Below are 23,031 nucleotides of genomic sequence, written 5' to 3'. Positions count from 1 at the left end.
CCACCTACATCAACAATCCTCAACACAACCCGGTCCCCATCACATATAAAATTAAAACACCGTTCTCGGCGGCGAGCTTGCGCACCAGCGGGGTCACGTAGGCGCCCTCGTCGGTCGCCTGGGCGGCGGCCGGCGCGCTGGGCGCGGTCGCCGGGGCGGCCGGAGCCGGCGCCGGGGCGGGCGCCGGAGCCGGAGCGGACGGGGCCGGCTCGGGAGCCGGGGTGGTCTGCTGCTGCGGGGCGGGAGCCGACGGGGCCTGCGGGGCCGGAGCCTGCGGGGCCGGGGCGGCGGGGGCGGCCGGAGCCGGGGCGGCCGGGGCCTCGGCGGCAGGCGCCTTCGGGGCCTCGGGAGCGGCGGCCGGGGCGGCACCCGCCACGCCGATGACGGCGAGCTTGGCGCCGACCTCGGCGGTCTCGTCCTCGCCGACCACGATCTCCAGCAGGGTGCCCGAGGTGGGCGCCGGGATCTCGGTGTCGACCTTGTCCGTGGAGACCTCGAGCAGCGGCTCGTCGGCCTCGACGGAGTCGCCCACCGACTTCAGCCAGCGGGTGACGGTGCCCTCGGTGACCGACTCGCCCAGCGCGGGCAGGACCACGTCGGTGCCCTCGGCGGACCCGCCGCCGGCGGCGGCCTCAGCGGTCGGCGCCGGGGCGGGCGCCTCCTGCTCGGTGGACGGGGCGGCCTGCGGGGCCTCCTCGGCGGCCGGGGCCGGAGCCTCGGCGGCGGGAGCCTCCTCGGCGGCCGGGGCAGGGGCCTCGGCGGGGGCGCCGGAGCCGTCGTCGATCAGGGCCAGCTCGGCGCCGACCTCGACGGTCTCGTCCTCGGCGACCTTGATCGAAGCCAGCGTGCCGGAGACGGGCGAGGGGATCTCGGTGTCGACCTTGTCGGTCGACACCTCCAGCAGCGGCTCGTCGGCCTCGACGCGCTCGCCCTCGGCCTTCAGCCAGCGGGTGACAGTGCCCTCGGTGACGCTCTCACCGAGCGCCGGAGGGGTTACGGAAACCGCCATGGTTTCTGTTGCTCCTTAGGAATTGCGGAAGTCTGTGTCGTCGCGCCCGGGGGGCCGAAGGCTCAGTCGTGGGCGTGCAGCGGCTTTCCGGCCAGCGCCAGGTGCGCCTCGCCGAGCGCCTCGTTCTGCGTCGGGTGGGCGTGGATGAGCTGGGCCACCTCGGCGGGCAGCGCCTCCCAGTTGTAGATCAGCTGAGCCTCGCCGACCTGCTCGCCCATACGGTCGCCGACCATGTGGACACCGACCACGGCACCGTCCTTGACCTGGACGAGCTTGATCTCGCCGGCGGTCTTCAGGATCTTGCTCTTGCCGTTGCCCGCCAGGCTGTACTTCAGGGCGACGACCTTGTCCGCGCCGTAGATCTCCTTGGCCTTGGCCTCGGTGATGCCGACGGAGGCGACCTCCGGGTGGCAGTACGTCACCCGCGGCACGCCGTCATAGTCGATCGGGACGGCCTTCAGGCCGGCCAGCCGCTCGGCGACCAGGATGCCCTCGGCGAAGCCGACGTGGGCGAGCTGGAGGGTCGGGACGAGGTCACCGACGGCCGAGACGGTCGGCACGTTGGTCCGCATGTACTCGTCGACCAGGACGTAGCCGCGGTCGATGGTGACGCCCTGCTCCTCGTAACCGAGGTTCTGGGACACCGGGCCGCGGCCCACGGCGACGAGGAGGATCTCGGCCTCGAACTCCTTGCCGTCGGCCAGGGTGACCTTGACGCCGTCCTGGGTGTACTCGGCCTTCTCGAAGAAGGTGCCGAGGTTGAACTTGATCCCGCGCTTGCGGAAGGCGCGCTCCAGCAGCTTGGAGGAGTTCTCGTCCTCGACCGGCACCAGGTGCTTCAGGCCCTCGATGACGGTGATGTCCGAGCCGAAGGACTTCCACGCCGAGGCGAACTCGACGCCGATGACACCGCCGCCGAGGACGATCGCGGACTTGGGCACGCGGTCCAGGACGAGGGCGTGGTCGGAGGAGATGATCCGGTCGCCGTCGATCTCCAGGCCCGGCAGCGACTTCGGCACGGAGCCGGTCGCCAGCAGGACGTGCCGGCCCTCGACGCGCTGGCCGCCGACGTCCACCGACGTGGGGGAGGACAGCCGGCCCTCGCCCTCGATGTACGTCACCTTGCGGGAGGCGATCAGACCCTGGAGGCCCTTGTACAGGCCCGAGATCACGTCGTCCTTGTACTTCTGGACGGCCGGTACGTCGATGCCCTCGAAGGTCGCCTTGACACCGAACTGCTCGCTCTCGCGGGCCTGGTCGGCGATCTCGCCCGCGTGCAGCAGGGCCTTGGTGGGGATGCACCCCTTGTGCAGGCAGGTGCCGCCGACCTTGTCCTTCTCGATCAGGGCGACGTCCAGGCCCAGCTGGGCTCCGCGCAGGGCCGCGGCGTAACCACCGCTGCCGCCGCCGAGGATCACTAGGTCGAAAACGGTGCTGGCGTCGTTCGCCACGTCACGTCCTCCATGCATGTGCGCCTGTGCCGGTCTTCGACGACCGGCAGGCGGCTGGTGTCCGGCCGCTCGATGCTTCGGCCCTGTGGTGGGGGCCCTGTCCTGCCGGGCTCCATCTTTGCACCTGTCGGGGGTGCGGCGGACGCCGGGCCCGGGTGTGAGACGCCCCACGTCCGTGCCAGGGGGCGCGGACCGGCCCGGTCCGCGCCTCCCTCCAGGTGCCGTGTGCGACTCAGCCGAGGTCGCCGTTGGCGGCCTGCTCGGCCAGCCGCAGCAGGGTGCGCACGGCCGTGCCGGTGCCGCCCTTGGGCGTGTAGCCGAAGGCGCCGCCCTCGTTGAAGGCCGGGCCCGCGATGTCCAGGTGGGCCCAGGTGATGCCCTCGCCGATGAACTCGCGCAGGAACAGGCCGGCGACCAGGCCGCCGCCCATCCGCTCGCCCATGTTGGCGATGTCGGCGACGGGGGAGTCCATGCCCTTGCGCAGGTGCTCGGGGAGCGGCATCTGCCACGCCGGCTCGCCGGTCTCCTCGGCCGCCTCGTGCACGGCGGTGCGGAACGCGTCGTCGTTGGCCATGACGCCGAAGGTCCGGCTGCCCAGGGCCAGCACCATCGCGCCGGTGAGCGTGGCCACGTCCACGATCGCGTCCGGCTCCTCGGCCGAGGCCGCCCACAGCGCGTCGGCAAGGACCAGCCGGCCCTCGGCGTCGGTGTTGAGCACCTCGACGGTCTTGCCGCTGTACATGCGCAGCACATCACCCGGGCGGGTGGCGGAGCCGGACGGCATGTTCTCGGCGAGCGCCAGCCAGCCGGTCACGTCGACCTTCAGGCCGAGGCGGGCGGCCGCGACGACGGCGGCGAACACGGCGGCGGCACCGGCCATGTCGCACTTCATCGTCTCGTTGTGCCCGGCCGGCTTGAGCGAGATGCCGCCCGAGTCGTAGGTGATGCCCTTGCCGACGTAGGCGAGGTGCTTCTCGGCCTCCGGGTGCGTGTACGCCAGCTTCACCAGGCGCGGGGTGGAGGCCGAGCCACCGCCGACACCGAGGATGCCGCCGTAGCCGCCGTCCTTCAGGGCCTGCTCGTCCAGCACCTCGATGCTGAGGCCGTGCTCGTCGGCGGCGGCCTGGGCGACGGCGGCGAACGCCTCGGGGTCCAGGTCGTTCGGCGGGGTGTTGACGAGGTCGCGGGCGCGGTTCAGCTCCTCGCCGAGCGCGGTCGCGCGGTCGACGGCGGCCTGGTGACCGGCCTCGCCCTCCTCGCCGCCGAGCAGCACGGCCTCGCCGAGCGGGCCGCTGTCGTTCTTCGCCTCGTCGTCCTTCGGGCTCTCCTTGTACGCGTCGAAGGCGTACGCGCCGAGCAGCACGCCCTCGGCGATCGCGGCCAGCGCGCCCGGACCGTCGACGGGGAGCGCGAAGGACGCCTTGCCGGTGCCGGAGAGGCCGCGGGCGGCCACACCGGCGGCCCGGCGCAGCGCCTCGGTGCCGTAGCCGGCGTCCGCCTCGGGCTCGGCGCCCAGGCCGACCGCCACCACGAGCGGGGTACCGAGACCGGCGGGGGCGGGCAGCTTGGTCAGCTCGCCCTCGGCGCCCGAGGCACCGAGGGTCTTCAGGACGCCGGCCAGCCCGCCGTCGTACGCCTGGTCCACGGCCTCGGCGCCGGGTGCCACGACGGGACCCGTGCCGGCCTTGGCGACACCGATCACGATCGCGTCGGCCCGCGGGCCGGGCGCCGCGGCGGGCTTGAGAGTCAGAGCAGTCACGGTGGTGAGATCTCGCTTCCGATGTGAGGTTTGCTGGGGCCGTTTGCTGGGGCCGGTCGTCCGCGAGGGGCGACCGCCGCAAGGGGTGGGTCGACTCCCTGTCGGCGAACACCCGCCACGAGACTACGCGCGTAAGTGCGTTCGCTCATTCCCGAGGACCACGCGGGCCGCCGGCACTCCGGGCGCCCCGGTCAGGGAGGTGGGACAAGTCGCCCCAAGTACCGAACAGTTGCCGCTCTCAGCCGCCCAGCGGGCCGGTGCCTCCCAGGCACAGCACGAGCAGCGCGGCCGTGGCCGCGGTCTCCGCGAGGGCGCCGAACACGTCCCCGGTGACCCCGCCGAAGCGGGAGACGCAGCGGCGCAGCAGGAGTTCGGCCGGCACCAGGCTGAGCGGTACGGCCGCCGCCGCGCGCAGCGCCTCCCCCGTCCCGAGCAGCGCCCCGCCCGCCCCGGCCGCCAGCGTCACCACCGCCGCGACCGCCCACGCGCCCGGCACCGGCACCACCCCGGCCACCGCCGCCCCCAGCCCCTCCGGCCTGGCGGCCGGCACCCCGGTACGCGCCGCCAGCGTGAGCGCCAGCCGGGCCGCGACCGCCGACACCACCGCCCCGAGCGCGCCCCGCGCCCACGAGTCGCCGTACAGCTCCGCGAGGGCGGCGACCTGGGCCAGCAGCGTCAGTACGAGCGTGAGCACGCCGAACGGCCCGATGTCGGACCGCTTCATGACGGCGAGGGCCTGTTCGGCGGGCTTGCCGCTGCCCAGCCCGTCGGCGGTGTCCGCGAGCCCGTCCAGATGCAGCCCCCGGGTGAGCGCGGCCGGTACGGCGGCCGAGGCGACGGCGGCGAGCAGCGGGCCCGCGCCCAGCAGCAGGAGCAGCAGCCCGAGTCCGGCCGCGCTCACACCCACCGCCGGCCCGGTCAGCGGCGCGCACAGCATGCCCGCCCGCGCGGCCGGCCGGTCCCACCGGCGCACCCGGACCGGGATCACGGTGAGGGTGCCGAAGGCGAAGCGGGGCCCGTCGAGCGGGCCTGGGGGGCTGTGCGGGTCGGGCGGGGGCGTCTCGGGCATCGGCGCAGGCTACCGGGGCTGTCGCCGGGCCCCGGGCGGCGGGCCGGGGATAAAGTGCGCACATGGGGCACTGGTGGGAGCGGAACATCCTGGAACCGGGCAAGCTCCCGCTGCTGCTGGCCCTGACCTCGTTCGTGGTCACCTTCGTCGTGACCCGGATCATCGTCCGTCTGATCCGGGCCGGGAAAGGCCCGTTCGGCAACGTCCGGGCGGGCGGGGTGCACATCCACCACGTGGTGCCCGGTGTGGTGCTCACCGTCGTCGGCGGCTTCGGCGCCGTCGCCAGCGACCGGCACGGGGCGGGCGGCGCGATCGCCGCCGTGGTATTCGGGATCGGCGCCGGTCTGGTGCTGGACGAGTTCGCGCTGATCCTGCATCTGGACGACGTGTACTGGAGCGCGGAGGGCCGCAAGAGCGTCGAGGTCGTGGTCATCACCGCCGCGCTGGTCGGGCTGCTGCTCGCGGGCTTCTCGCCGTTCGGCGTCAACGACCTCTCGCAGGACGAAGTGCAGGACCGGGGCGGGGCCATCGCGTTCGTCGCGGCCAACTTCCTCGTCTCGCTGGTCGCGTTGAGCAAGGGCAAGGCCCGTATCGCCGTGTTCGGCGTGATCGTGCCGCTGCTGGCCCTCGGGGGCGCGCTCCGGCTGGCCCGGCCCACCTCGCCCTGGGCGCGCCGTTTCTACGGCCGCAGGCCGCGCGCCCGCGCCCGCTCCCTGCTGCGCGCCTACCGGCACGACCGGCGCTGGGCCGGGCCCCGGCGGACGGTTCAGGACTGGATCGGCGGCAAGCCCGACCCGTCCCCGGCCCGGCTGCCCAGCGGCGACTGACGCCCCGCCAGGCACAGCGTGCCCACCGCGAGCAGCGCGGCCAGGTGTTCCTTGCCCGCCAGGTTGTCCTTCAGCAGCACCTCGACCACCATCGCGCCCGGCACCGCCACCGCCGTCACCCGCGCGTGGTGCCGCACCGCGACGTACACCGCGAGCCCCACCACGGCCGCCGACGGGCCGGTGTCCACCACCAGCGCGTCCGAGGCGGGCAGCCCGAACGGGGCGTGCGGGCCGAGGGCGATGCCGGCGCGGGCGTACAGCGTCCCGGCCAGCGTGGCGGCGTACGCGATGAGCAGCGTGCGGCGGCGGCCCAGGCAGAGTTCCGCGATGCCGAACACGAAGAGCACCTGGGCCAACGCGCCCCACACCGGCAGGTCCAGCGCGGGCACGAACAGGGAGAGCGGGGTGCGCAGCAGCGCCAGCCAGAGCGGATCGGCGGCCCGTACCGCACCGGCCGCCTCCACCAGCGCGAAGCCCCACGGCTGGTTCTGTACGAACTGGAGCAGCGCGGTCAGGAACACCGCGCCGAGCGTCAGCGGGGCCCCGGGCAGCGGGCCGCGCGTGCGCAGCGCCGTCCGCAGGGCCCTGTGCAGGGCCGTGTGCAGCGGGCCCCATTCGGTGCGGGCCCAGGCTCTCACCGGTGCGTCTCCAGCTGTCTGCGGTGCAGCCACTTCGGCAGGCCCGGCGCTTCGAGGAACCCCTCCGCGCGGGCCGCCGCCAGGGCGATCCGGGGCAGGTCGGCGCTCTTCTCGAAGACCAGGAAGCGCGGTTCCCAGATGGGCCGGTACTTGGCGTTCGCCCGGTACAGCGACTCGATCTGCCACCAGCGGGAGAAGAAGCTCAGCAGCGAGCGCCACAGCCGCAGCACCGGCCCGGCGCCCAGGCGGGCGCCGCGCTCGAACACCGAGCGGAACACGGCGAAGTTCAGCGAGACCTGGCCGACCCCGACCTCCCGCGAGCGGCGCAGGAGGTCGATCACCATGAACTCCATCAGCCCGTTGTCGCTGTCCCGGTCACGGCGCATCAGGTCCAGCGAGAGCCCGCCGGGGCCCCACGGCACGAACGACAGCAGGGCGCGCAGCCGGCCCTCGGCGTCGGTGCACTCCAGCATCACGCACCGGCCGTCCTCCGGGTCCGCGAGCCGGCCGAGCGCCATGCTGAAGCCCCGCTCGGTGGCGCCGTCCCGCCAGTCGTCGGCCCGCTCCACCAGCCGGGCCATCTCGGCCGCCGGGATGTCCGCGTGCCGCCGCATCCGTACCTGGTACCCGGCCCGCCGCACCCGGTTGTACGCCTGCCGCACGGTGCGCATCGCGCGGCCCTCCAGGGTGAACTCGGCGACCTCCACGACGGCTTCGTCGCCGAGTTCCAGGGCGTCCAGGCCATGCCGGGCGTAGACGGTGCCGGCCTCCTCGCTCGCGCCCATCACCGCCGGAATCCAGCCGTGCGCCCGCGCCTCGGCCAGCCAGGGCGCGATGGCGCCGGGCCATGCCTCGGGGTCGCCCAGCGGGTCCCCGGAGGCCAGGCTGACCCCGCCGACCACCCGGTAGGCGACGGCCGCCTTGCCGGTCGGGGACCACAGCACGCTCTTCTCCCGGCGCAGCGCGAAGTAGCCGAGGGAGTCGCGCTCGCCGTGTCTGTCCAGCAGTTCCCGCAGCCGCTTCTCGTCGTCCTCGGTGAGCGGGTCCACGGCACGCCGGGAGCGGAAGGCGGCGTACAGGACGGCGAGGAGGAGGGCCGTGCTGAGCACGTTCACGGTGACGTCGGCCCAGCCGGGCGCGTCGACGCCGCGGAAACCGGACTCCTCGGTGGCCACCGACACCAGCCGCAGCGTGCCGTAGAGCCAGCGCTCGGGGAAGGTCGAACGGGCCGCGTCCGGCGCCTGGTTGGTGGCCGTCACCAGCAGCGCGGCCAGCAGCGAGGCGACCGTGCCGCCGCCCAGGGCCACGGTCGCGGCGAGCCGGGGGTTGGCACGGTCGCCCTTGGCGTAGAACTCCCGGCGGCCGACCAGCAGGACGGCGACGAAGGCGGACGTCAGCGCCAGCGAGACCCAGTTCTGCGGGACGCGGCGGATCTCCGGGAAGGCCATGGCGACCGCGAACAGGGCCAGGAACGCCCCGCTGAGCACCAGGTTGAGAATCCACGCGGCCCGCTTGCGCCGCCGCATGGTGACGGCCAGGAACGCGGTGAAGACACCCGAGGCGAACCCGGCCGTCAGCAGGTACGGCGTGAACAGGTTCTCCTGGTTGTGGCGGCGCACGTCCTGGCCCAGCGAGACCCACACCGCGCTGAGGAAGTTGACGAACGCGACCGCCCGCAGATACCAGACCGCGCCGGCGGCGGCCCGGGGCGCCGCCGCCCCGCCCGGCCGCCGCCCCGGCCGCTCGGTCCGCTGGTCCGGCTCGCTCGGCCGGTCGGCAACTCGGGCATCTCCCATGAGCGGGGATCATATGTCCGCGTCTGCCACGAAACGCGCTCATCGGGCCCGTGGGGTGCGGCCGGGCTAGACGCTCTCTTCGGCGTCCTCGGGCCGCCTCGCCTCCGCCCGCTCCGGAAGCTCCGCGGCCAGCGCGGCGGCCGAGCGGACCAGGGGGAGCGCCAGCAGGGCGCCCGCACCCTCACCGACCCGTACGCCCTGGGTCAGCAGCGGCTCCAGCGCCATCCGGTCCAGCGCCTTCGCCTGCCCCGGCTCACCGCTGTCGTGGCCCGCGAGCCACCAGTCCGGCGCCCGGAACGCCACCCGCTGGCCCACCAGCGCGCAGGCCGAGGCCACCACGCCGTCCAGGATCACCGGCAGCTTGCGCACCGCGCACTGGAGCAGGAACCCGGTCATCGCCGTCAGGTCGGCGCCGCCCACCGCCGCCAGCAACTGGAGCTGGTCGCCGAGGACGGGGCGGGCCCGGCGCAGCACGTCCCGTACCGCCGCGCACTTGCGCATCCAGGCCAGGTCGTCGATGGCCTCGCCGCCGCGCCCGGTCACCACCGAGGCGTCCGTACCGCACAGCGCGGCCACCAGCACCGCCGCCGCCGTCGTACCGCCCACGCTCACATCGCCGAGCACCACCAGGTCCGTACCTGAGTCGGCCTCCTCGTCGGCGACCGCCATGCCCGCGCGGAACGCCTGCTCGGCCTCCTCGGCGGTCAGCGCGTCCTCGATGTCGATCCGGCCGCTGCCGCGCCGCACCCGGTGCCGGGTGACCTCGGCGGGGAAGGTGTCCGGGTCGCAGTCCAGCGCCAGGTCCACCACCCGTACCGGTACGTCCAGCCGGCGGGCCAGCACGGCGGCCGGGCTCGCGCCCTCCAGCACCGCCCGTACCAGGCCGGCCGCGCCACCCGCCGGGCGCCGGGAGACGCCGAGGGAGGCGATGCCGTGGTCACCGGCGAAGACGACCAGCCTCGGCCGCTCCACCGCCCGTACCGGCACCGTGCCCTGAGCGGCCGCCAGCCACTCGCCCAGCTCGTCCAGCCGGCCCAGCGCGCCGGGCGGCACGGCCAGGCGTTCCCGCCGCGCCTCGGCGTCCCGGCGCACGCCGCCGTCCGGGCGCTCGATCAGATCGGTGAAGTCGTCCAGTCGAAGCCTGTCCATTCGCGGAACAGTACCGCCCGCGCTCCGGGCGCCCCGCGCCACACCGCCACCCCGTCCGGCGCACGTCGTTGCACCCAAGATCGTCATCCCATACGTTCCGGTTTACCGCGAAATGCCGCACAGGGAGCCGCCATGCCGCCCTCGCCCTCCGCCCCGCAGGCCAGCGACCGGTTCCCCGGACCGCGCCGCGAGGACTGTCCCTGGTGCGGCTCCGCCCGCCTGCGCCCCCCCCCCCGCCCGCCCCGGGCCGTCGCCCTCGACGAGTGCGGGGAGTGCGCCCACGTCTTCCGCAACCCCCCGCCCGCCGAGGACACCCGAGCCCCGTCCCGCCGCCCCCACCGGGCCACCGCCCGCGCCCTGGCCGGCCTGGCCGACCCCGAGAGCTGGCTCGACGCCGGCACCGGGCACGGCCACTTTCCCGAGGCCGCCAGGGAGTTCTTCCCGTACACCAGCTTCGACGGGCTCGACCCCACCGCGCGGGTCGAGCGGGCGCTCGCCGAGGGCCGTGTCGAGGAGGCCCACCGGGGGCTGCTCACCACGCCCGGCATGACCGACCGGCTGCGCGCCCGCTACGACGTGGTCAGCCTGTTCCACCACCTGGCCCAGGTCCCCGACCCCCGCGCCGAACTGCGCGCCGCGCTGGCCGTACTCCGCCCCGGCGGCCACCTCGTGATCGAGGCCCCCGACCCGGCGAGCGCCCACGCCGGTCTTCTCGGCCTCCTGGGCCTCCGCCGGCCCCCGCACCCCCACCTGCTCCCGCTGCCCAACCTGGAGGCCGAACTCCGCGCCCAGGACTGCGTGATCACCACCACGGCCCGCGTCCACCACCCCGAGGGCCCCGCCGCGACCCTCCCCGGCCCCCTGCGAGCCCCCCTGGCGGCGGCCACGGCCCTGGACCGCCTCCTCGCCCCCCTGACCCGCCGGACCCGCTTCGCCAACACCTACCGGGTCGTGGCCCGCAAACCGGGACGGCTGCCCGGTCAGGCGGCCCCGGGGGTGCCTGCCGACCCGCCGACCTAGCCCCGCAGCACCAGCGCCTGTCCCGCCACCACGAGCACCACCTGCTCGCACTCCGAGGCGAACGCCGTGTTCAGGCGGCCGAGTTCGTCGCGGTAGCGGCGGCCCGAGGCGGTGGCCGGGACGATGCCGGAACCGACCTCGTTGGAGACGGCGACCACCGTGCGGGGGGTCTCGCGCACCCCACGCGTCAACGCGCGTACCCGGTCGCGCAGCGCCTTCTCGCCGCCGTCCGCCCACCGGGCGTCGTCCCAGGCGCCTACCGCGTCCATGACATCGGTGAGCCACAGGGACAGGCAGTCGATCAGCAGGGGCGGGCCGTCCTCGGCCAGCAGGGGGACCAGGTCCGTCGTCTCCGCCGTACGCCAGGACCCCGGACGCCGCTCGCGGTGCGCGCTCACCCGGTCCGCCCACTCGCGGTCCCCGGCGCGGGTGCCCCCGGTCGCCGCGTACACCACGTCCGGGAAGGACTCCAGGCGCCGTTCCGCCTCCACCGACTTGCCCGAGCGGGCGCCGCCCAGCACCAGCGTCCGGCGCGGCACGTCCGGCACCTCGTCGTACGCGCCCACCGCCAGCGTCACCCCGTCCGGCACCGCCCGCGCCCCGGCCGCCGCCAGCCGCCGGGGCAGCTCCGCGGCCTGCGGCACGTCATGGTCCAGATGGACCGCCACGACATCCGTCGCCGGACCCGCCCCACCGGCCGCCCGCAGCCGGGCCAGCGCGTCCGGGCGCCCCACGACGTCGGCCAGCACCATGTGGTAGGGCTCCGCAGGCGGCTCGAGTCCCGCCGGGGACCCGCCCGGCGGGAGGTACAGCAGCGTCAGCCCGTCCGGCCCGGTCACCTCGTACCCGGTACCGCCCGCGTCCATCGCCAGCGCCCGCACCCGGTGCCCCGTCAGCAGCGTCAGCTCGCGGCCGTCCGGCACCCGGACCGGCTGCGGCAGCCCGGCCGGGACCTCCACGGCGGGCCCGTCGTGCGGGTGGGACAGCAGCACCTGGCGCACCCCGGCCAGCGTGTGCCCGGCCCGCGCGGCGGCGAAGGCGGCGCCCGGTGTCAGGTCCAGCAGCAGGGCCCCGTCCACCAGCAGCGCGGTGGCCGCCCGCGCGTCCGGGCCGAGCGCGTTCGCGCACACGGCACAGGGGCAGCCGGGGCGGGGCAGCCCCTCGGGGGCGCCGGTGCCGAGCAGAGTCACGTCCACGGAACCGATTTTCACCTCTCCCCGCGGGCCCCGCGCACCGGGTCACCTGACAGGACGATGATCCACGATGTCCTGTGGGCGGCCCCGGTGACCGCATACGCTGCCCCGAGGAGTCGGATCGAAGGAGGCTTGCATGACAGCGTGGACGTGGCGGTTCGAGAAGGCCGACGGGACGGAGGTCCCGCCCGCCGTGGAGCCCGAGGAGTTCACCACGCAGGGCGACGCCGAGTCCTGGGTCGGCGAGAACTGGAAGGCGCTGCTGGAGGGCGGCGCGGACCAGGTGCGGCTCTTCGAGGAGAGCAAGGAGATCTACGGGCCGATGAGCCTGAACGCCGAGCAGTAGCCGGCGGCCCCGCGGGGGCGGGGATCGCTCCCGCTCCCGTCGGCGGGCGCCCTCACTGCTCCCCGAGCGTCACCCGCGCCGTACGCGTGCCGCCCGACCGCTGGTAGGTGACCGTGACCGGCTCGCCCGGCCGCTTCTCCGCCAGCGCCTCGGCGAGTTCCGTGGTCGAGCCGACCGGGGTGTCGCCCAGCCGGGTGATCACATCGCCCGCCTTGAGCCCGGCCCGCGCCGCCGGACCGCCCGCCCGCACCGTGACCGCGGCCACTCCGGCGGGCCGGTAGCCGTCGTCCACGACCGTACGGACCGTGATGCCCAGCGCGGCCCGGCCCGAGTCGGTGACCTTGCCGGTGCCGATGATCTGCCCCGCGACCGTGCGCACCATCGACGCCGGGATGGCGAAGCCGATGCCCGCCGCCGCGGCACCCTGCATGCCGGGGTCGGTGGCGCCCAGGGTCGGGATGCCGATGACCTGCCCGTCCAGGTTCACCAGCGCGCCCCCGCTGTTGCCCGGATTGATCGCGGCCGAGGTCTGCACCATGTTGGCGATCGTGGCGCCCGGACTCCCCTCGTCGGCGGGTTCGCTGACGGTCCGCCCGGTGCCCGAGACGATGCCCTGGGTCACGCTGGACGACAGCCCGAGCGGTGAGCCCATGGCCAGCACGATCTGGCCGGCCGCCACCTGGTCCGAGCCGCCGAACACCGCCGGGCGCAGGCCCTCCGGGACCTTGTCCAGCTTGATCACCGCGAGATCCTGCTCGGGGTAGGAGTAGACCAGGCTGGCCGGCAGGGGCTCCTCGCTGCGGGCCGTGGTCACCCGGAACGTCTTCTCCGAGCCGACCACGTGCGCGTTGGTCACGATGTGGCCCCTGTCGTCGTACACGACGCCCGAGCCGAGGGACTGCCCCGCCTGGAGCTGCACGACCGAGGGCAGCACCTGCTTGATGACTCTCTGGTACTGGTCCTGGAGGTCGTTCGCCGCGAGCGGCAGCGCCGCCCGCGCGGTCGGCCCGCCCTTCCGGGCCGGCGGCACCGCCAAGCAGCCGCCGGCCAGGGCGGCGGCGCACACCAGCACGACGGCCACGGCACCCCTGCGCCCGGCCCGGATACGGGAAGCGTCCATGGACGAGTCTCCCCACGGGCCCGGGACGGCGGCCCGTCAGGTACGCCCGAACGTGATCAGCCCCGTACCCCGCACAGGTGCAGCAGTTCCGCGACTCCTCGGTACGGGTCCGTGCGGCCCGCGCGTTCCTCGACCGCGAGGAGGGTCTCCAGAGCGTCGGGGGCGACGGAGCAGACCGGCGCCGGGGCGCCCGGGGTGCGGCCGGCGAAGACGTGCACGCCGTACCAGGTGTGCAGCGGGGCGGCGATGCCGTGCAGGGTGGCGGTCAGGGCGGACAGCCGGTCGGCGCGGCCCTCGGGGGCGGGGGCCGCCGGGGTGCCGCCGTCCGCCTCGGAACGGGAGCGGGGGAGCAGGGCGGTGCTGTCCAGCGCGGTCAGCGCGCCGGTCCAGTCACCGGTGAGGCCGGGTGTCATGGCGAGGGCGTCGCCGTTGCGCACCAGCAGGGACAGCAGGCCGCCGGGCGCGAGCATCCGGGCGAGCCCGGCCACCAGCGGATCGGGCTCCTCGACGTGCATCAGCACGCCGTGGCACAGCACCACGTCGAAGCTGCCGGGCAGGAAGTGCACCCCGGTGTCCCGGCCCTCGCCCTGCACCAGCCGGACGCGCTCCCGGATGCCGTCCGGCTCCTCGGCCAGCGTCCCGCGCGCGGTCGCGATCAGCCGCGGGTCCCGCTCGACCCCGGTCACCTGGTGGCCGAGCCGGGCGAGCCGGAGCGCCTGCGCACCCCGGCCCATCCCCACGTCGAGCACGCGCAGCCGCCGTCCGACGGGGAAGACACGGGCCAGTTGCTCGTCCAGCTGCCGGGCGACCAGGCGCTGCCGGATCAGCTCGCCCGGCGCGTCCGGCCCCGTCAGGGCGGCGGTGCCGGGAGCGGTGTCTGCGCTCAGGGCCGCTCTCCGCGCTTGACCTGCGGCTTGGGCAGCCGCAGCCGGCGCAGCTGGAGGGAGCGCATCAGGCCGTAGGCGACGGCGCCCCGGCGGTTGACGTCGGGGAACTTCTCGGCGAGCCGCTTGCGCAGCCGGTAGCCGCTGAAGGCCGAGTCGATGACGATCAGCACGATCACGATCGCCCACAGCAGCAGCGCGATGCTCTGGACCGAGGGCACCCGCACCACGCTGAGGATCAGGATCACGATGGCCAGCGGGAGGAAGAACTCCGCCACGTTGATCCGCGAGTCCACCCAGTCGCGGGCGAACTTGCGCACCGGGCCCTTGTCGCGGGCTGGCAGGTACCGCTCGTCGCCACCGGCCAGCGCACGGCGCTGCCGCTCCAGGGCCTGGCGGCGGTCCTCGCGCTGCCGCTTGGCGGTGTCCTTGCGGGACACGGGCGTACTGGCGACACCGCGGCGCTGGGACTGGGCCTCACTGCGCTTGGGCGTGGGCCTGCCCTTGCGGGCCTGCGGGTCGCGGGGCTGACTGGAGCCGGTCACCTGCGCCTTGACGGCGGGTGCCTTCTCTTCCTTCGCACGGCTACGGAACACAAAACCCAAGGGTACGGGCATCACCGGCGTGTACCCCAGCCCCTCGGGGAACGATCCGGCAACGCCGTACGTCTACCGGGGTACAGAAAGGACGTCGCGGCGCTTCCCGGGCGAGTCGTAGGGCCGCCGGGGCGCCACCCCGGGGATCACCTACTCCTCACGCCGGAGTGGCCGGGGCGTGGCTCGTCCTTGGGGAGGAGCGCATCGCTTCCCGAACGGTGCGGTAATGGTGGCAGGGCCCGTACTGTGGGTTCTGTCGCAGGATCGGTGAGCTGGAGTTTCCGTCAGAAGGGGGCGCGCGAAGCCCATGAGCGGTGTCATGAAGCGTATGGGAATGATCTTCCGCGCGAAGGCGAACAAGGCCCTTGACCGGGCCGAGGACCCGCGCGAGACCCTCGACTACTCGTACCAGAAGCAGCTGGAGCTGCTCCAGAAGGTGCGGCGCGGTGTCGCCGACGTGGCGACCTCCCGCAAGCGCCTGGAGCTCCAGCTCAACCAGTTGCAGCAGCAGTCCGGGAAGCTGGAGGACCAGGGCCGCAAGGCGCTGGCGCTCGGCCGGGAGGATCTGGCCCGCGAGGCTCTGTCCCGCCGCTCCGCCCTCCAGCAGCAGGTCACCGACCTGGAGACCCAGCACGCCACCCTCCAGGGCGAGGAGGAGAAGCTGACCCTCGCGGCCCAGCGCCTCCAGGCCAAGGTGGACGCCTTCCGGACCAAGAAGGAGACCATCAAGGCCACGTACACCGCCGCCCAGGCGCAGACCCGCATCGGGGAGGCGTTCTCCGGCATCTCCGAGGAGATGGGCGACGTGGGCCTGGCGATCCAGCGGGCCGAGGACAAGACGGCCCAGTTGCAGGCGCGGGCCGGCGCGATCGACGAGCTGCTCGCCTCCGGCGCCCTCGACGACCAGTCCGGCATGGCCAAGGACGACATCCAGGCCGAGCTGGACCGCCTCTCCGGCGGCTCGGACGTGGAGCTGGAGCTCCAGCGCATGAAGGCCGAGCTGGCGGGCGGCCCCTCCGCTCAGCAGCAGGCCATCGAGGGCGGTACGGGCGGCGGGCAGGCCCAGCAGCAGCCGCAGGACACCCCCCGCTTCGACAAGCAGTAGTCCGCCGCCGGTACCCGAGCCGAGGAGGCCGACATGATCGTACGGATCATGGGTGAGGGCCAGGTGAGGCTGGACGACACCCGCTTCCCTGAACTGAACAGGCTGGACGACGAACTCCTCGCGGAGGTCGAGGGCGGTGACGAGGAGGGCTTCCGGCGCACCCTGCACGCCCTGCTGGAGGCCGTCCGGAAGCTGGGCACCCCGCTCCCGGACGACTCCCTGGAGCCCTCCGAGCTGATCCTGCCCGCCCCGGACGCCACCGTGGAGGAGGTCCGGGAGATGCTCAGCGACGACGGGCTGATCCCCGGTTGATCAGAGAAGCGTGAAGAAGGTGGAGCGGGACTTCTGCCACTCAGGGTGGGAGAGGTCCTTGGCCGCGGTGCCGTCGCCGTACAGGTCGGCACTGCCGTCGTCGGTGATCAGCTGGACCCGGCCGCCGGGCACGCCCAGGTCGGGTACCGACACCACGGACTCCCAGCCGCCCGCGTCCGCCGTGGGCAGGTCCAGCGCCTTCACCGGCTGGTGCCCGGCCACCCCGTCCCAACGGTACAGGGCGTAGGGCGCGCTGTTGTCCTCCGCCGCCCAGGACCCGGCGAGGATCAGGTACTTCCCCTGGTCGTTCCGGCGCAGATCACGCACCGAGAGACCGCCGAGGTCCAGCTCGACGGGCGTGCCGACGGCCGCCTTCGCGCCGCGCGCCACCTGGTCCATGTTGGTCACCGGCACGAGCAGCGCCTTCCCGCCCGTGCCGGGCGGCACCAGCGGGGCGCGGAAGCCGACGTAGGCGGTGGTGGTGGAGCCGGGTGCGAACTCCAGGCCCTCCACGTTGAAGCCGTCCACCTGCTTGGGGGTCTGTCCGTCGGCGGTGGCGGCCGCGAAGCCGTACCGGTCGCCGTTGGCCCGGTCCCAGGCCACCAGGTCGTCCCGCAGCCGGTGCCCGGCGCTCCCGAAGGCCACCGAGGTCGCGGCGCCGGAGCCGGAGAGCGTGGTGGTGAAGACCGTGTTGCGGTCCGGCTTGTACTCGCCGTCCTTGTTGTTGCCGAGCGAGCCCGTCCAGTACACGGTGTTCCCGACCCGGGCCGCGCCCTCGATGTCGACCTCCTTGGACGCGCCCAGCGCGGAGGACAGGTCCCAGCTCCGCACCGGCGCGCCCGAGGCCGAACCGTCGTACAGGCGCAGGGTGTTGTCCTCGTCGTCGGCCACCAGGACATACCCGCCCCCGGCGTCCACGGCCGCGGAGGCGTCCGCGGCGCCGGTGAGGTAGCGGGCGTCGGCCGAACGCTGGACGGCGGGGGAGGCCGCGTAGTGCAGGGTCGTGGTGGCCGACCTGCCGTCGGTGCCGGTGACCTTGAGCGTGAGGTCGGTGTACCCCTGGGCACGGGCGGTCACCGCGACCGTACGGGTGCCGCCGCCGCCGGTGACGCGTACGTCCCCGGTGCCCGCCACCGCGGACCGGCTGCTCCTGGACGCCGTCACCGTCAGCCCCGAGGCGTCCGCGCCGCTCTGCGCGACCGTCACGGTGACCACCGGGTCACCGGTCGCGCCGGCCGCGCCGGACAGATAGGCGGTGGAGAGCCTGATGGTGGGCGTGCCGGTGGACGCCGCGTGCACCGTGGCGGCGGGGCCGAGGACCGCCAGCAGGGCGACGGCGGTGGCGGTGGGGAGCAGACGGGAGGCAAGGGGGTGCACGGTCACTGCCTTTCGACGACGGGACACCCCTGGAGGCTCGGCCGCCCCGGTCAACGAGGGGCGTCCACCACCGGTATCCCCGGCGAACACCACCCGACACCTGGCGTCCCGGCGCTCACCCGTGCCGTTCCGGCGCCCCGTACTGTTCATGAGGTGAGCACTCTGCGACGCGCCCGGGACCGGTTCAAGGCGCACCCCCTCACGCTCGACGCGGTGATCTCGGCGGCCGTGCTGCTGTGCATGATCAGCAGCGCCTTCGCCGCGCCGGACGGCGACCACGGCGTGGACTGGGGCGCCCGTCCGCCCGACGCGCTGAGCCTGCTGCTGATGGTCCTGGCCGCCGTCGCCCTCGTGCTGCGCCGCCGCTCGGCACTCGCCGTGCTGGCGTTCACCGGCGTGCTCGCCCTGGTCGAGTGCGTCACCGGCGACCCCCGCGCCCCCGTGGCGATGACCACCGTCATCGCCCTCTACACCGTCGCCTCCACCACCGACCGGGCCACCACCTGGCGGGTCGGACTGCTCACCATGACCGTGCTGACGGCGGCCGCCATGGCCGCCGGACCCCTGCCCTGGTACGCGCAGGAGAACCTCGCCCTCGTCGCCTGGACCGGCATCGGCGCCACCGCCGGTGACGCCGTCCGCAGCCACCGCGCCTATGTGCGGGCCATCCGGGAGCGCGCCGAACGCGCCGAACGCACCCGCGAGGAGGAGGCCCGGCGCCGGGTCGCCGAGGAGCGGCTGCGCATCGCCCGCGAACTCCACGACGTGGTCGCCCACCACATCGCCCTGGTCAACGTGCAGGCCGGAGTCGTCGCCCATGTCATGGACCGGCGCCCCGACCAGGCCAAGGAGGCCCTCGCCCACGTCCGCGAGGCCAGCCGCTCCGCACTGGACGAACTGCGTGCCACGGTCGGCCTGCTGCGCCAGTCCGACGACCCCGCCGCACCCACCGAACCCGCTTCCGGCCTGGGCCGCCTCGACGAACTCGCCGGGACCTTCCGCAGCGCCGGGCTCCCCGTCCAGGTGGCCCGCACCGACCAGGACACCGAACTCCCGGCCGCCGTCGACCTGGCCGCCTACCGGATCGTGCAGGAAGCCCTCACCAACGCCCAGAAGCACGCCGGAACGGGCGCCAAGGCCGAGGTCAGCGTCGTACGCGTGGGGCCGAACATCGAGGTCAGCGTGCTGGACGACGGTGCGGGCGCCACCTGGGCCACCGGCTCGGGCGGCGGGCACGGGCTGCTCGGCATGCGCGAGCGGGTCAGCGCGCTCGGCGGCACCCTCACCACCGGCCCCCGGTACGGCGGCGGCTTCCGCGTCCATGCCATCCTGCCCGTCCAGGCCCGTGCCGGGGCCGAGAGGAAGCCCGTATGACGATCCGCGTCCTGCTCGCCGACGACCAGGCCCTGTTGCGCAGCGCGTTCCGGGTGCTGGTCGACTCCGAGCCCGGCATGTCCGTGGTGGGGGAGGCGTCCGACGGCGCCGAGGCGGTCCGGCTGGCCAAGGAGTGCGCCGCCGACGTCGTCCTCATGGACATCCGGATGCCCGGCACCGACGGCCTCGCCGCCACCCGCATGATCGCCGCCGATCCGGACCTCGCCCAGGTCCGGGTGGTCATCCTGACCACCTTCGAGGTCGACGACTACGTGGTACGGGCGCTGCGCGCGGGCGCCTCCGGCTTTCTCGGCAAGGGCAGCGAACCCGAGGAACTGCTCACCGCCATCCGGCTGGCCGCGAGCGGTGAGGCGCTGCTGTCCCCGGCCGCCACCAAGGGCCTGATCGGCCGCTTCCTCGCCCAGTCCGACGCCCCCGGCCCCGACCCGGCCCGGCTGGCCAGGCTCGACGCGCTCACCGGGCGCGAGCGCGAGGTGCTGGTGCTGGTGGCCGGCGGCCACTCCAACGACGAGATCGCCGAGCGGCTGGAGGTCAGCCCGCTCACCGTGAAGACCCACGTCAACCGGGCCATGGCCAAGCTGGGCGCCCGCGACCGGGCTCAGCTCGTCGTCATCGCCTACGAGTCCGGGCTGGTCCGCCCGAGGTCGGACTGATCCCCGCCCGCCCTACTGCGCGCGGAGTACCGGCCCGCCCCGGAAATGGACCTGGGGGCGACGGGCCGGGCCCCGGCGATGGACCAGGGTGGTGGGGTGGGCGCACAGACGCGTCCCGCCGCAGCTTCTGCCGCTCACAGAAGGCTCACGGAAGAGAGACCCTGTCCCATGTCCTGGCTGTCCCGCTTCAGCCTCGCGCAGCGGGCCCTGATCGGCCTGATGTCGCTCATCGCGCTGGTCTTCGGCCTGATCGCGATACCCCAGATCAAGCAGCAACTGCTGCCCACCATCGAGCTGCCCGTGGTCTCGGTGATCGCCCCCTACCAGGGCGCCTCGCCCGACGTGGTGGAGAAGCAGGTCATCGAGCCCATCGAGGACGGCCTCCAGGGCGTCGACGGCGTCACCTCGGTCACCTCCACCGCCAGTGAGGGCAACGCCGTGATCATGGCGTCCTTCGACTACGGCAACGACACCAAGCGGCTCGTCACCGACGTCCAGCAGGCCGTCAACCGGGCCCGCGCCCAGCTCCCGGACACCGTCGACCCCCAGGTCGTCTCCGGCTCCACCGACGACATACCGACCGTGGTGCTCGCCGCGTCCTCCGGCACCGACCAGCAGGCGCTGGCCGACCGGCTGGACCGCTCGGTCGTCCCCGTGCTGAAGAACATCGACGGCGTCGGCCGGGTCCAGGTCATGGGCGTGCGGGACCTCCAGGTCGCCGTCACCCCCGACGAGGCCAAGCTCGCCAAGGCGCGTCTCAGCCCGGCCGTGCTCATCCCGGCGCTCCAGGCGGGCGGCGCGTCCGTCCCGGCCGGCTCCTTCGACGAGAACGGCGCCAACCGCACCGTCCAGGTCGGCGGCGGCTTCACCTCGCTGGCCCAGATCCAGAACCTCCGCGTCGCGGGTCCGGGCGGGGGGAAGCCCGTACGCCTCGGTGACGTGGCCACCGTCGTCGAGCGGCCCGCCCCGGCCGACTCGCTGACCCGCACCGACGGCAGGCCCAGCCTCGCCGTCAACGTCACCATGGACCACGACGGCAGCGCCGTCGCCATCTCCGACGCGGTCGCGGACCAGCTCCCGAAGCTCCGGGCCGACCTCGGCAAGGACGCGAAGCTGACCATCGTCAGCGACCAGGGCCCCGAGGTGTCCAAGGCCATCGACGGCCTGACCACCGAGGGTGCGCTCGGTCTGCTGTTCGCCGTGCTGATCATCCTGGTCTTCCTGGCCTCGGTCCGCTCCACCCTGGTCACCGCGGTCTCCATCCCGCTCTCCGTGGTGCTGGCGCTGATCGTGCTGTGGAGCCGCGGTCTCTCGCTGAACATGCTCACGCTGGGCGCGCTGACCATCGCCATCGGCCGGGTCGTGGACGACTCGATCGTGGTGCTGGAGAACATCAAACGGCACCTCGGCTACGGCGAGGAGCGCGAGGAGGCCATCCTCGGCGCCGTCCGCGAGGTGGCCGGCGCGGTCACCTCCTCCACCCTCACCACGGTCGCCGTCTTCCTGCCCATCGGCCTGGTCGGCGGCATGGTGGGCGCCCTGTTCGGCTCGTTCAGCCTCACCGTGACGGCCGCCCTGCTGGCCTCGCTGCTGGTGTCGCTGACCGTGGTGCCGGTGCTGTCGTACTGGTTCCTGCGCGCCCCCAAGAACACCCCCGAGGACGCCGGGGAGGCCCGCCGCCGGGCCGAGGAGAAGGAAGCGAACAGCCGCCTCCAGCGCGTCTACGTCCCCGTGCTGCGGTTCGCCACCCGGCGCCGGCTGGTCAGCCTGCTGATCGCGGTCGTCGTGCTGTTCGGCACCTTCGGCATGGCCGGGCTGCTGAAGACCAACTTCTTCGACCAGGGCGAGCAGCAGGTCCTCACCGTCAAGCAGAAGCTGAAGCCCGGCACCAGCCTCGCCGCGACCGACGCCCAGGCCAGGCGGGTGGAGAAGCTGCTCGGCGGGATCGACGGCATCAAGCACTACCAGGTCACCGTCGGCTCCTCCGGCTTCATGGCCGCCTTCGGCGGTGGTACCGACAGCAACCAGGCGTCGTACCAGATCATGCTGGAGGACTCCGGCTCCGCCGCCGACGTGCAGCGCGAGCTGGAGGACGGGCTGAAGAAGCTCGACGGCGCGGGGACGACCACCGTCTCGGCCGGCGCGGCCTTCGGCAACCAGGACCTCAGCGTCGAGGTCACGGCCGCCGACCCCGCGACCCTGCGCACGGCCGCCGAGAAGGTGCGCTCCACCGTGGCCGGGCTGGACGACGTCACCGACGTCACCAGCGACCTCGCGCAGAGCGTGCCGCGCATCTCGGTGCGGGCGAACGCCAGGGCGGCCGCGGCCGGCTTCGACGAGCAGAAGCTCGGCGCGGCCGTCGCGCAGTCCGTGCGCGGCGTCCCGGCGGGCAAGGCAGTCCTGGACGACACCGAACGCGACGTCGTCGTACGGTCCGCCCGCCCGGCCGCGACCCTGGCCCAGCTGAAGGAACTGCGCCTCGGCGCGGTGAAGCTCGGGGACATCGCCACCGTGCGGCTGGTCGACGGGCCGGTGTCGATGACCCGGATCGACGGCCGCCGCGCCGCCACCGTCACCGCCAAGCCGACCGGGGACAACACCGGCGCGGTCAGTTCCCAGCTCCAGTCGAAGATCAAGGCCCTGAAGCTCCCGGCGGGCGCCACGGCCGAGATCGGCGGGGTCTCCTCCGACCAGGACGACGCCTTCAAGAACCTGGGCCTGGCCATGCTGGCGGCCATCGCCATCGTGTTCATGCTGCTGGTGGCGACGTTCCGGTCGCTGGTCCAGCCGCTGATCCTGCTGGTCTCCATCCCGTTCGCGGCCACCGGCGCGATCGGCCTGCTCATCCTCACCGGCACCCCGATGGGCGTCCCGGCGATGATCGGCATGCTGATGCTCATCGGCATCGTGGTGACCAACGCGATCGTGCTGATCGACCTGATCAACCAGTACCGCTCCCAGGGCTACGGGGTCGTCGAGGCCGTGGTGGAAGGCGGCCGGCACCGGCTCCGCCCGATCCTGATGACCGCCCTGGCGACGATCTTCGCCCTGCTTCCGATGGCGCTCGGCGTCACCGGCGAGGGGGGCTTCATCGCCCAGCCGCTGGCGGTCGTGGTGATCGGCGGCCTGATCACGTCGACCCTGCTCACCCTGCTGCTGGTCCCCACGCTCTACGCGATGGTGGAGCTGCGCAAGGAGCGCCGGGCGGCGAAGAAGGCGGCGAAGCGGGCACCGGAGCAGGAGCAGCGGTCCTCGGACGAGCCGGAGAAGGCGGGAGTCTGACCGGCACCACACGGACGGAAGGCCCGTCGGACACCCTCACGGCGTCCGAC

The 23,031-nt window shown here is 74.0% G+C and carries 19 protein-coding genes and 1 pseudogene; 8 read left to right on the top strand and 12 right to left on the bottom strand.

Annotated elements, in window-relative coordinates:
• Positions 1–25: 25 nt before the first annotated feature.
• The 4 genes and pseudogenes from ACFWN1_RS19460 to ACFWN1_RS19445 form a co-directional block, all read right to left on the bottom strand.
• Positions 26–1,009 (bottom strand): annotated as a pseudogene (locus ACFWN1_RS19460) (biotin/lipoyl-containing protein); the annotation flags it as partial.
• A 62-nt stretch (positions 1,010–1,071) separates the two neighbouring features.
• Entirely contained in the window at positions 1,072–2,460 is a 1,389-nt protein-coding gene (lpdA, locus tag ACFWN1_RS19455) for a dihydrolipoyl dehydrogenase (RefSeq protein WP_384363457.1), read from the bottom strand.
• Between the two features lie 232 nt (positions 2,461–2,692).
• On the bottom strand, positions 2,693–4,219 hold the full coding sequence (locus ACFWN1_RS19450; protein ID WP_384363455.1) for a leucyl aminopeptidase: 1,527 nt from the start codon (positions 4,217–4,219) through the stop codon (positions 2,693–2,695).
• Positions 4,220–4,457: 238 nt separating this feature from the next.
• Positions 4,458–5,288: an adenosylcobinamide-GDP ribazoletransferase gene (locus ACFWN1_RS19445; protein WP_384363453.1), complete on the bottom strand. Its 831-nt coding sequence runs from the start codon at positions 5,286–5,288 to the stop codon at positions 4,458–4,460.
• Between the two features lie 62 nt (positions 5,289–5,350).
• Between ACFWN1_RS19445 and ACFWN1_RS19440 the strand changes: the two genes are divergently transcribed.
• Complete coding sequence (locus tag ACFWN1_RS19440) at positions 5,351–6,115, top strand: hypothetical protein (RefSeq protein WP_384363451.1); 765 nt, start codon at positions 5,351–5,353, stop codon at positions 6,113–6,115.
• Here the strand turns inward: ACFWN1_RS19440 and ACFWN1_RS19435 are convergent.
• From ACFWN1_RS19435 to cobT, 3 genes are all read right to left on the bottom strand, one after another.
• The gene (locus tag ACFWN1_RS19435; RefSeq protein WP_384363449.1) at positions 6,055–6,753 is read right to left on the bottom strand and encodes a hypothetical protein; all 699 of its coding nucleotides are present in this window, start codon (positions 6,751–6,753) and stop codon (positions 6,055–6,057) included. The genes ACFWN1_RS19440 and ACFWN1_RS19435 overlap by 61 nt on opposite strands.
• Positions 6,750–8,549 (bottom strand): phosphatidylglycerol lysyltransferase domain-containing protein, encoded by a 1,800-nt coding sequence (locus ACFWN1_RS19430; RefSeq protein WP_384363447.1) that lies wholly within the window; start codon positions 8,547–8,549, stop codon positions 6,750–6,752. Before ACFWN1_RS19430 ends, ACFWN1_RS19435 begins: the two co-directional genes overlap by 4 nt.
• A gap of 66 nt (positions 8,550–8,615) precedes the next feature.
• Entirely contained in the window at positions 8,616–9,698 is a 1,083-nt protein-coding gene (gene cobT, locus ACFWN1_RS19425) for a nicotinate-nucleotide--dimethylbenzimidazole phosphoribosyltransferase (RefSeq protein WP_384363445.1), read from the bottom strand.
• 132 nt (positions 9,699–9,830) lie between these two features.
• Here cobT and ACFWN1_RS19420 point away from each other — a divergent pair, with 132 nt between their 5' ends.
• Entirely contained in the window at positions 9,831–10,718 is an 888-nt protein-coding gene (locus ACFWN1_RS19420) for a class I SAM-dependent methyltransferase (protein WP_384363443.1), read from the top strand.
• Here ACFWN1_RS19420 and ACFWN1_RS19415 read toward each other — a convergent pair.
• Positions 10,715–11,914 carry a bifunctional adenosylcobinamide kinase/adenosylcobinamide-phosphate guanylyltransferase gene (locus ACFWN1_RS19415; RefSeq protein ID WP_384363442.1) on the bottom strand — a complete coding sequence of 400 codons (1,200 nt, stop codon included), beginning with the start codon at positions 11,912–11,914 and terminating at the stop codon, positions 10,715–10,717. The genes ACFWN1_RS19420 and ACFWN1_RS19415 overlap by 4 nt on opposite strands.
• A gap of 133 nt (positions 11,915–12,047) precedes the next feature.
• Between ACFWN1_RS19415 and ACFWN1_RS19410 the strand changes: the two genes are divergently transcribed.
• On the top strand, positions 12,048–12,257 hold the full coding sequence (locus ACFWN1_RS19410; RefSeq protein WP_384363440.1) for a hypothetical protein: 210 nt from the start codon (positions 12,048–12,050) through the stop codon (positions 12,255–12,257).
• 52 nt (positions 12,258–12,309) lie between these two features.
• Here the strand turns inward: ACFWN1_RS19410 and ACFWN1_RS19405 are convergent, their stop codons facing one another.
• The 3 genes from ACFWN1_RS19405 to ACFWN1_RS19395 form a co-directional block, all read right to left on the bottom strand.
• Positions 12,310–13,377, bottom strand: a complete 1,068-nt coding sequence (locus ACFWN1_RS19405) for a S1C family serine protease (protein ID WP_384363438.1) — start codon at positions 13,375–13,377, stop codon at positions 12,310–12,312.
• 56 nt (positions 13,378–13,433) lie between these two features.
• Entirely contained in the window at positions 13,434–14,189 is a 756-nt protein-coding gene (locus tag ACFWN1_RS19400; protein WP_384363459.1) for a class I SAM-dependent methyltransferase, read from the bottom strand.
• Between the two features lie 71 nt (positions 14,190–14,260).
• The gene (locus tag ACFWN1_RS19395; protein WP_384363436.1) at positions 14,261–14,857 is read right to left on the bottom strand and encodes a DUF3043 domain-containing protein; all 597 of its coding nucleotides are present in this window, start codon (positions 14,855–14,857) and stop codon (positions 14,261–14,263) included.
• Positions 14,858–15,176: 319 nt separating this feature from the next.
• Here ACFWN1_RS19395 and ACFWN1_RS19390 point away from each other — a divergent pair, with 319 nt between their 5' ends.
• Positions 15,177–15,962 carry a PspA/IM30 family protein gene (locus ACFWN1_RS19390; RefSeq protein ID WP_384363434.1) on the top strand — a complete coding sequence of 262 codons (786 nt, stop codon included), beginning with the start codon at positions 15,177–15,179 and terminating at the stop codon, positions 15,960–15,962.
• Positions 15,963–15,995: 33 nt separating this feature from the next.
• Positions 15,996–16,274 carry a hypothetical protein gene (locus ACFWN1_RS19385; RefSeq protein WP_384363432.1) on the top strand — a complete coding sequence of 93 codons (279 nt, stop codon included), beginning with the start codon at positions 15,996–15,998 and terminating at the stop codon, positions 16,272–16,274.
• Here the strand turns inward: ACFWN1_RS19385 and ACFWN1_RS19380 are convergent, their stop codons facing one another.
• Positions 16,275–17,678, bottom strand: a complete 1,404-nt coding sequence (locus ACFWN1_RS19380) for a DUF3616 domain-containing protein (protein ID WP_384363430.1) — start codon at positions 17,676–17,678, stop codon at positions 16,275–16,277.
• A 126-nt stretch (positions 17,679–17,804) separates the two neighbouring features.
• Between ACFWN1_RS19380 and ACFWN1_RS19375 the strand changes: the two genes are divergently transcribed.
• The 3 genes from ACFWN1_RS19375 to ACFWN1_RS19365 all read left to right on the top strand — a co-directional run bounded on the left by ACFWN1_RS19375 (position 17,805) and on the right by ACFWN1_RS19365 (position 22,981).
• Positions 17,805–19,025 carry a sensor histidine kinase gene (locus ACFWN1_RS19375; protein WP_384363428.1) on the top strand — a complete coding sequence of 407 codons (1,221 nt, stop codon included), beginning with the start codon at positions 17,805–17,807 and terminating at the stop codon, positions 19,023–19,025.
• A complete protein-coding gene (locus ACFWN1_RS19370) occupies positions 19,022–19,699 on the top strand; it encodes a response regulator (protein WP_384363426.1) in 678 nt (225 codons plus the stop codon). The genes ACFWN1_RS19375 and ACFWN1_RS19370 overlap by 4 nt, the downstream gene beginning before the upstream one ends.
• Before the next feature lie 168 nt (positions 19,700–19,867).
• Positions 19,868–22,981, top strand: a complete 3,114-nt coding sequence (locus tag ACFWN1_RS19365; protein WP_384363424.1) for an efflux RND transporter permease subunit — start codon at positions 19,868–19,870, stop codon at positions 22,979–22,981.
• Positions 22,982–23,031: the final 50 nt, after the last annotated feature.

It is taken from the genome of Streptomyces sp. NPDC058459, from assembly GCF_042721685.1.
In the GTDB taxonomy this organism is placed as follows: Bacteria; Actinomycetota; Actinomycetes; order Streptomycetales; family Streptomycetaceae; genus Streptomyces.
This window is presented reverse-complemented; position numbering and strand designations above follow the sequence as displayed.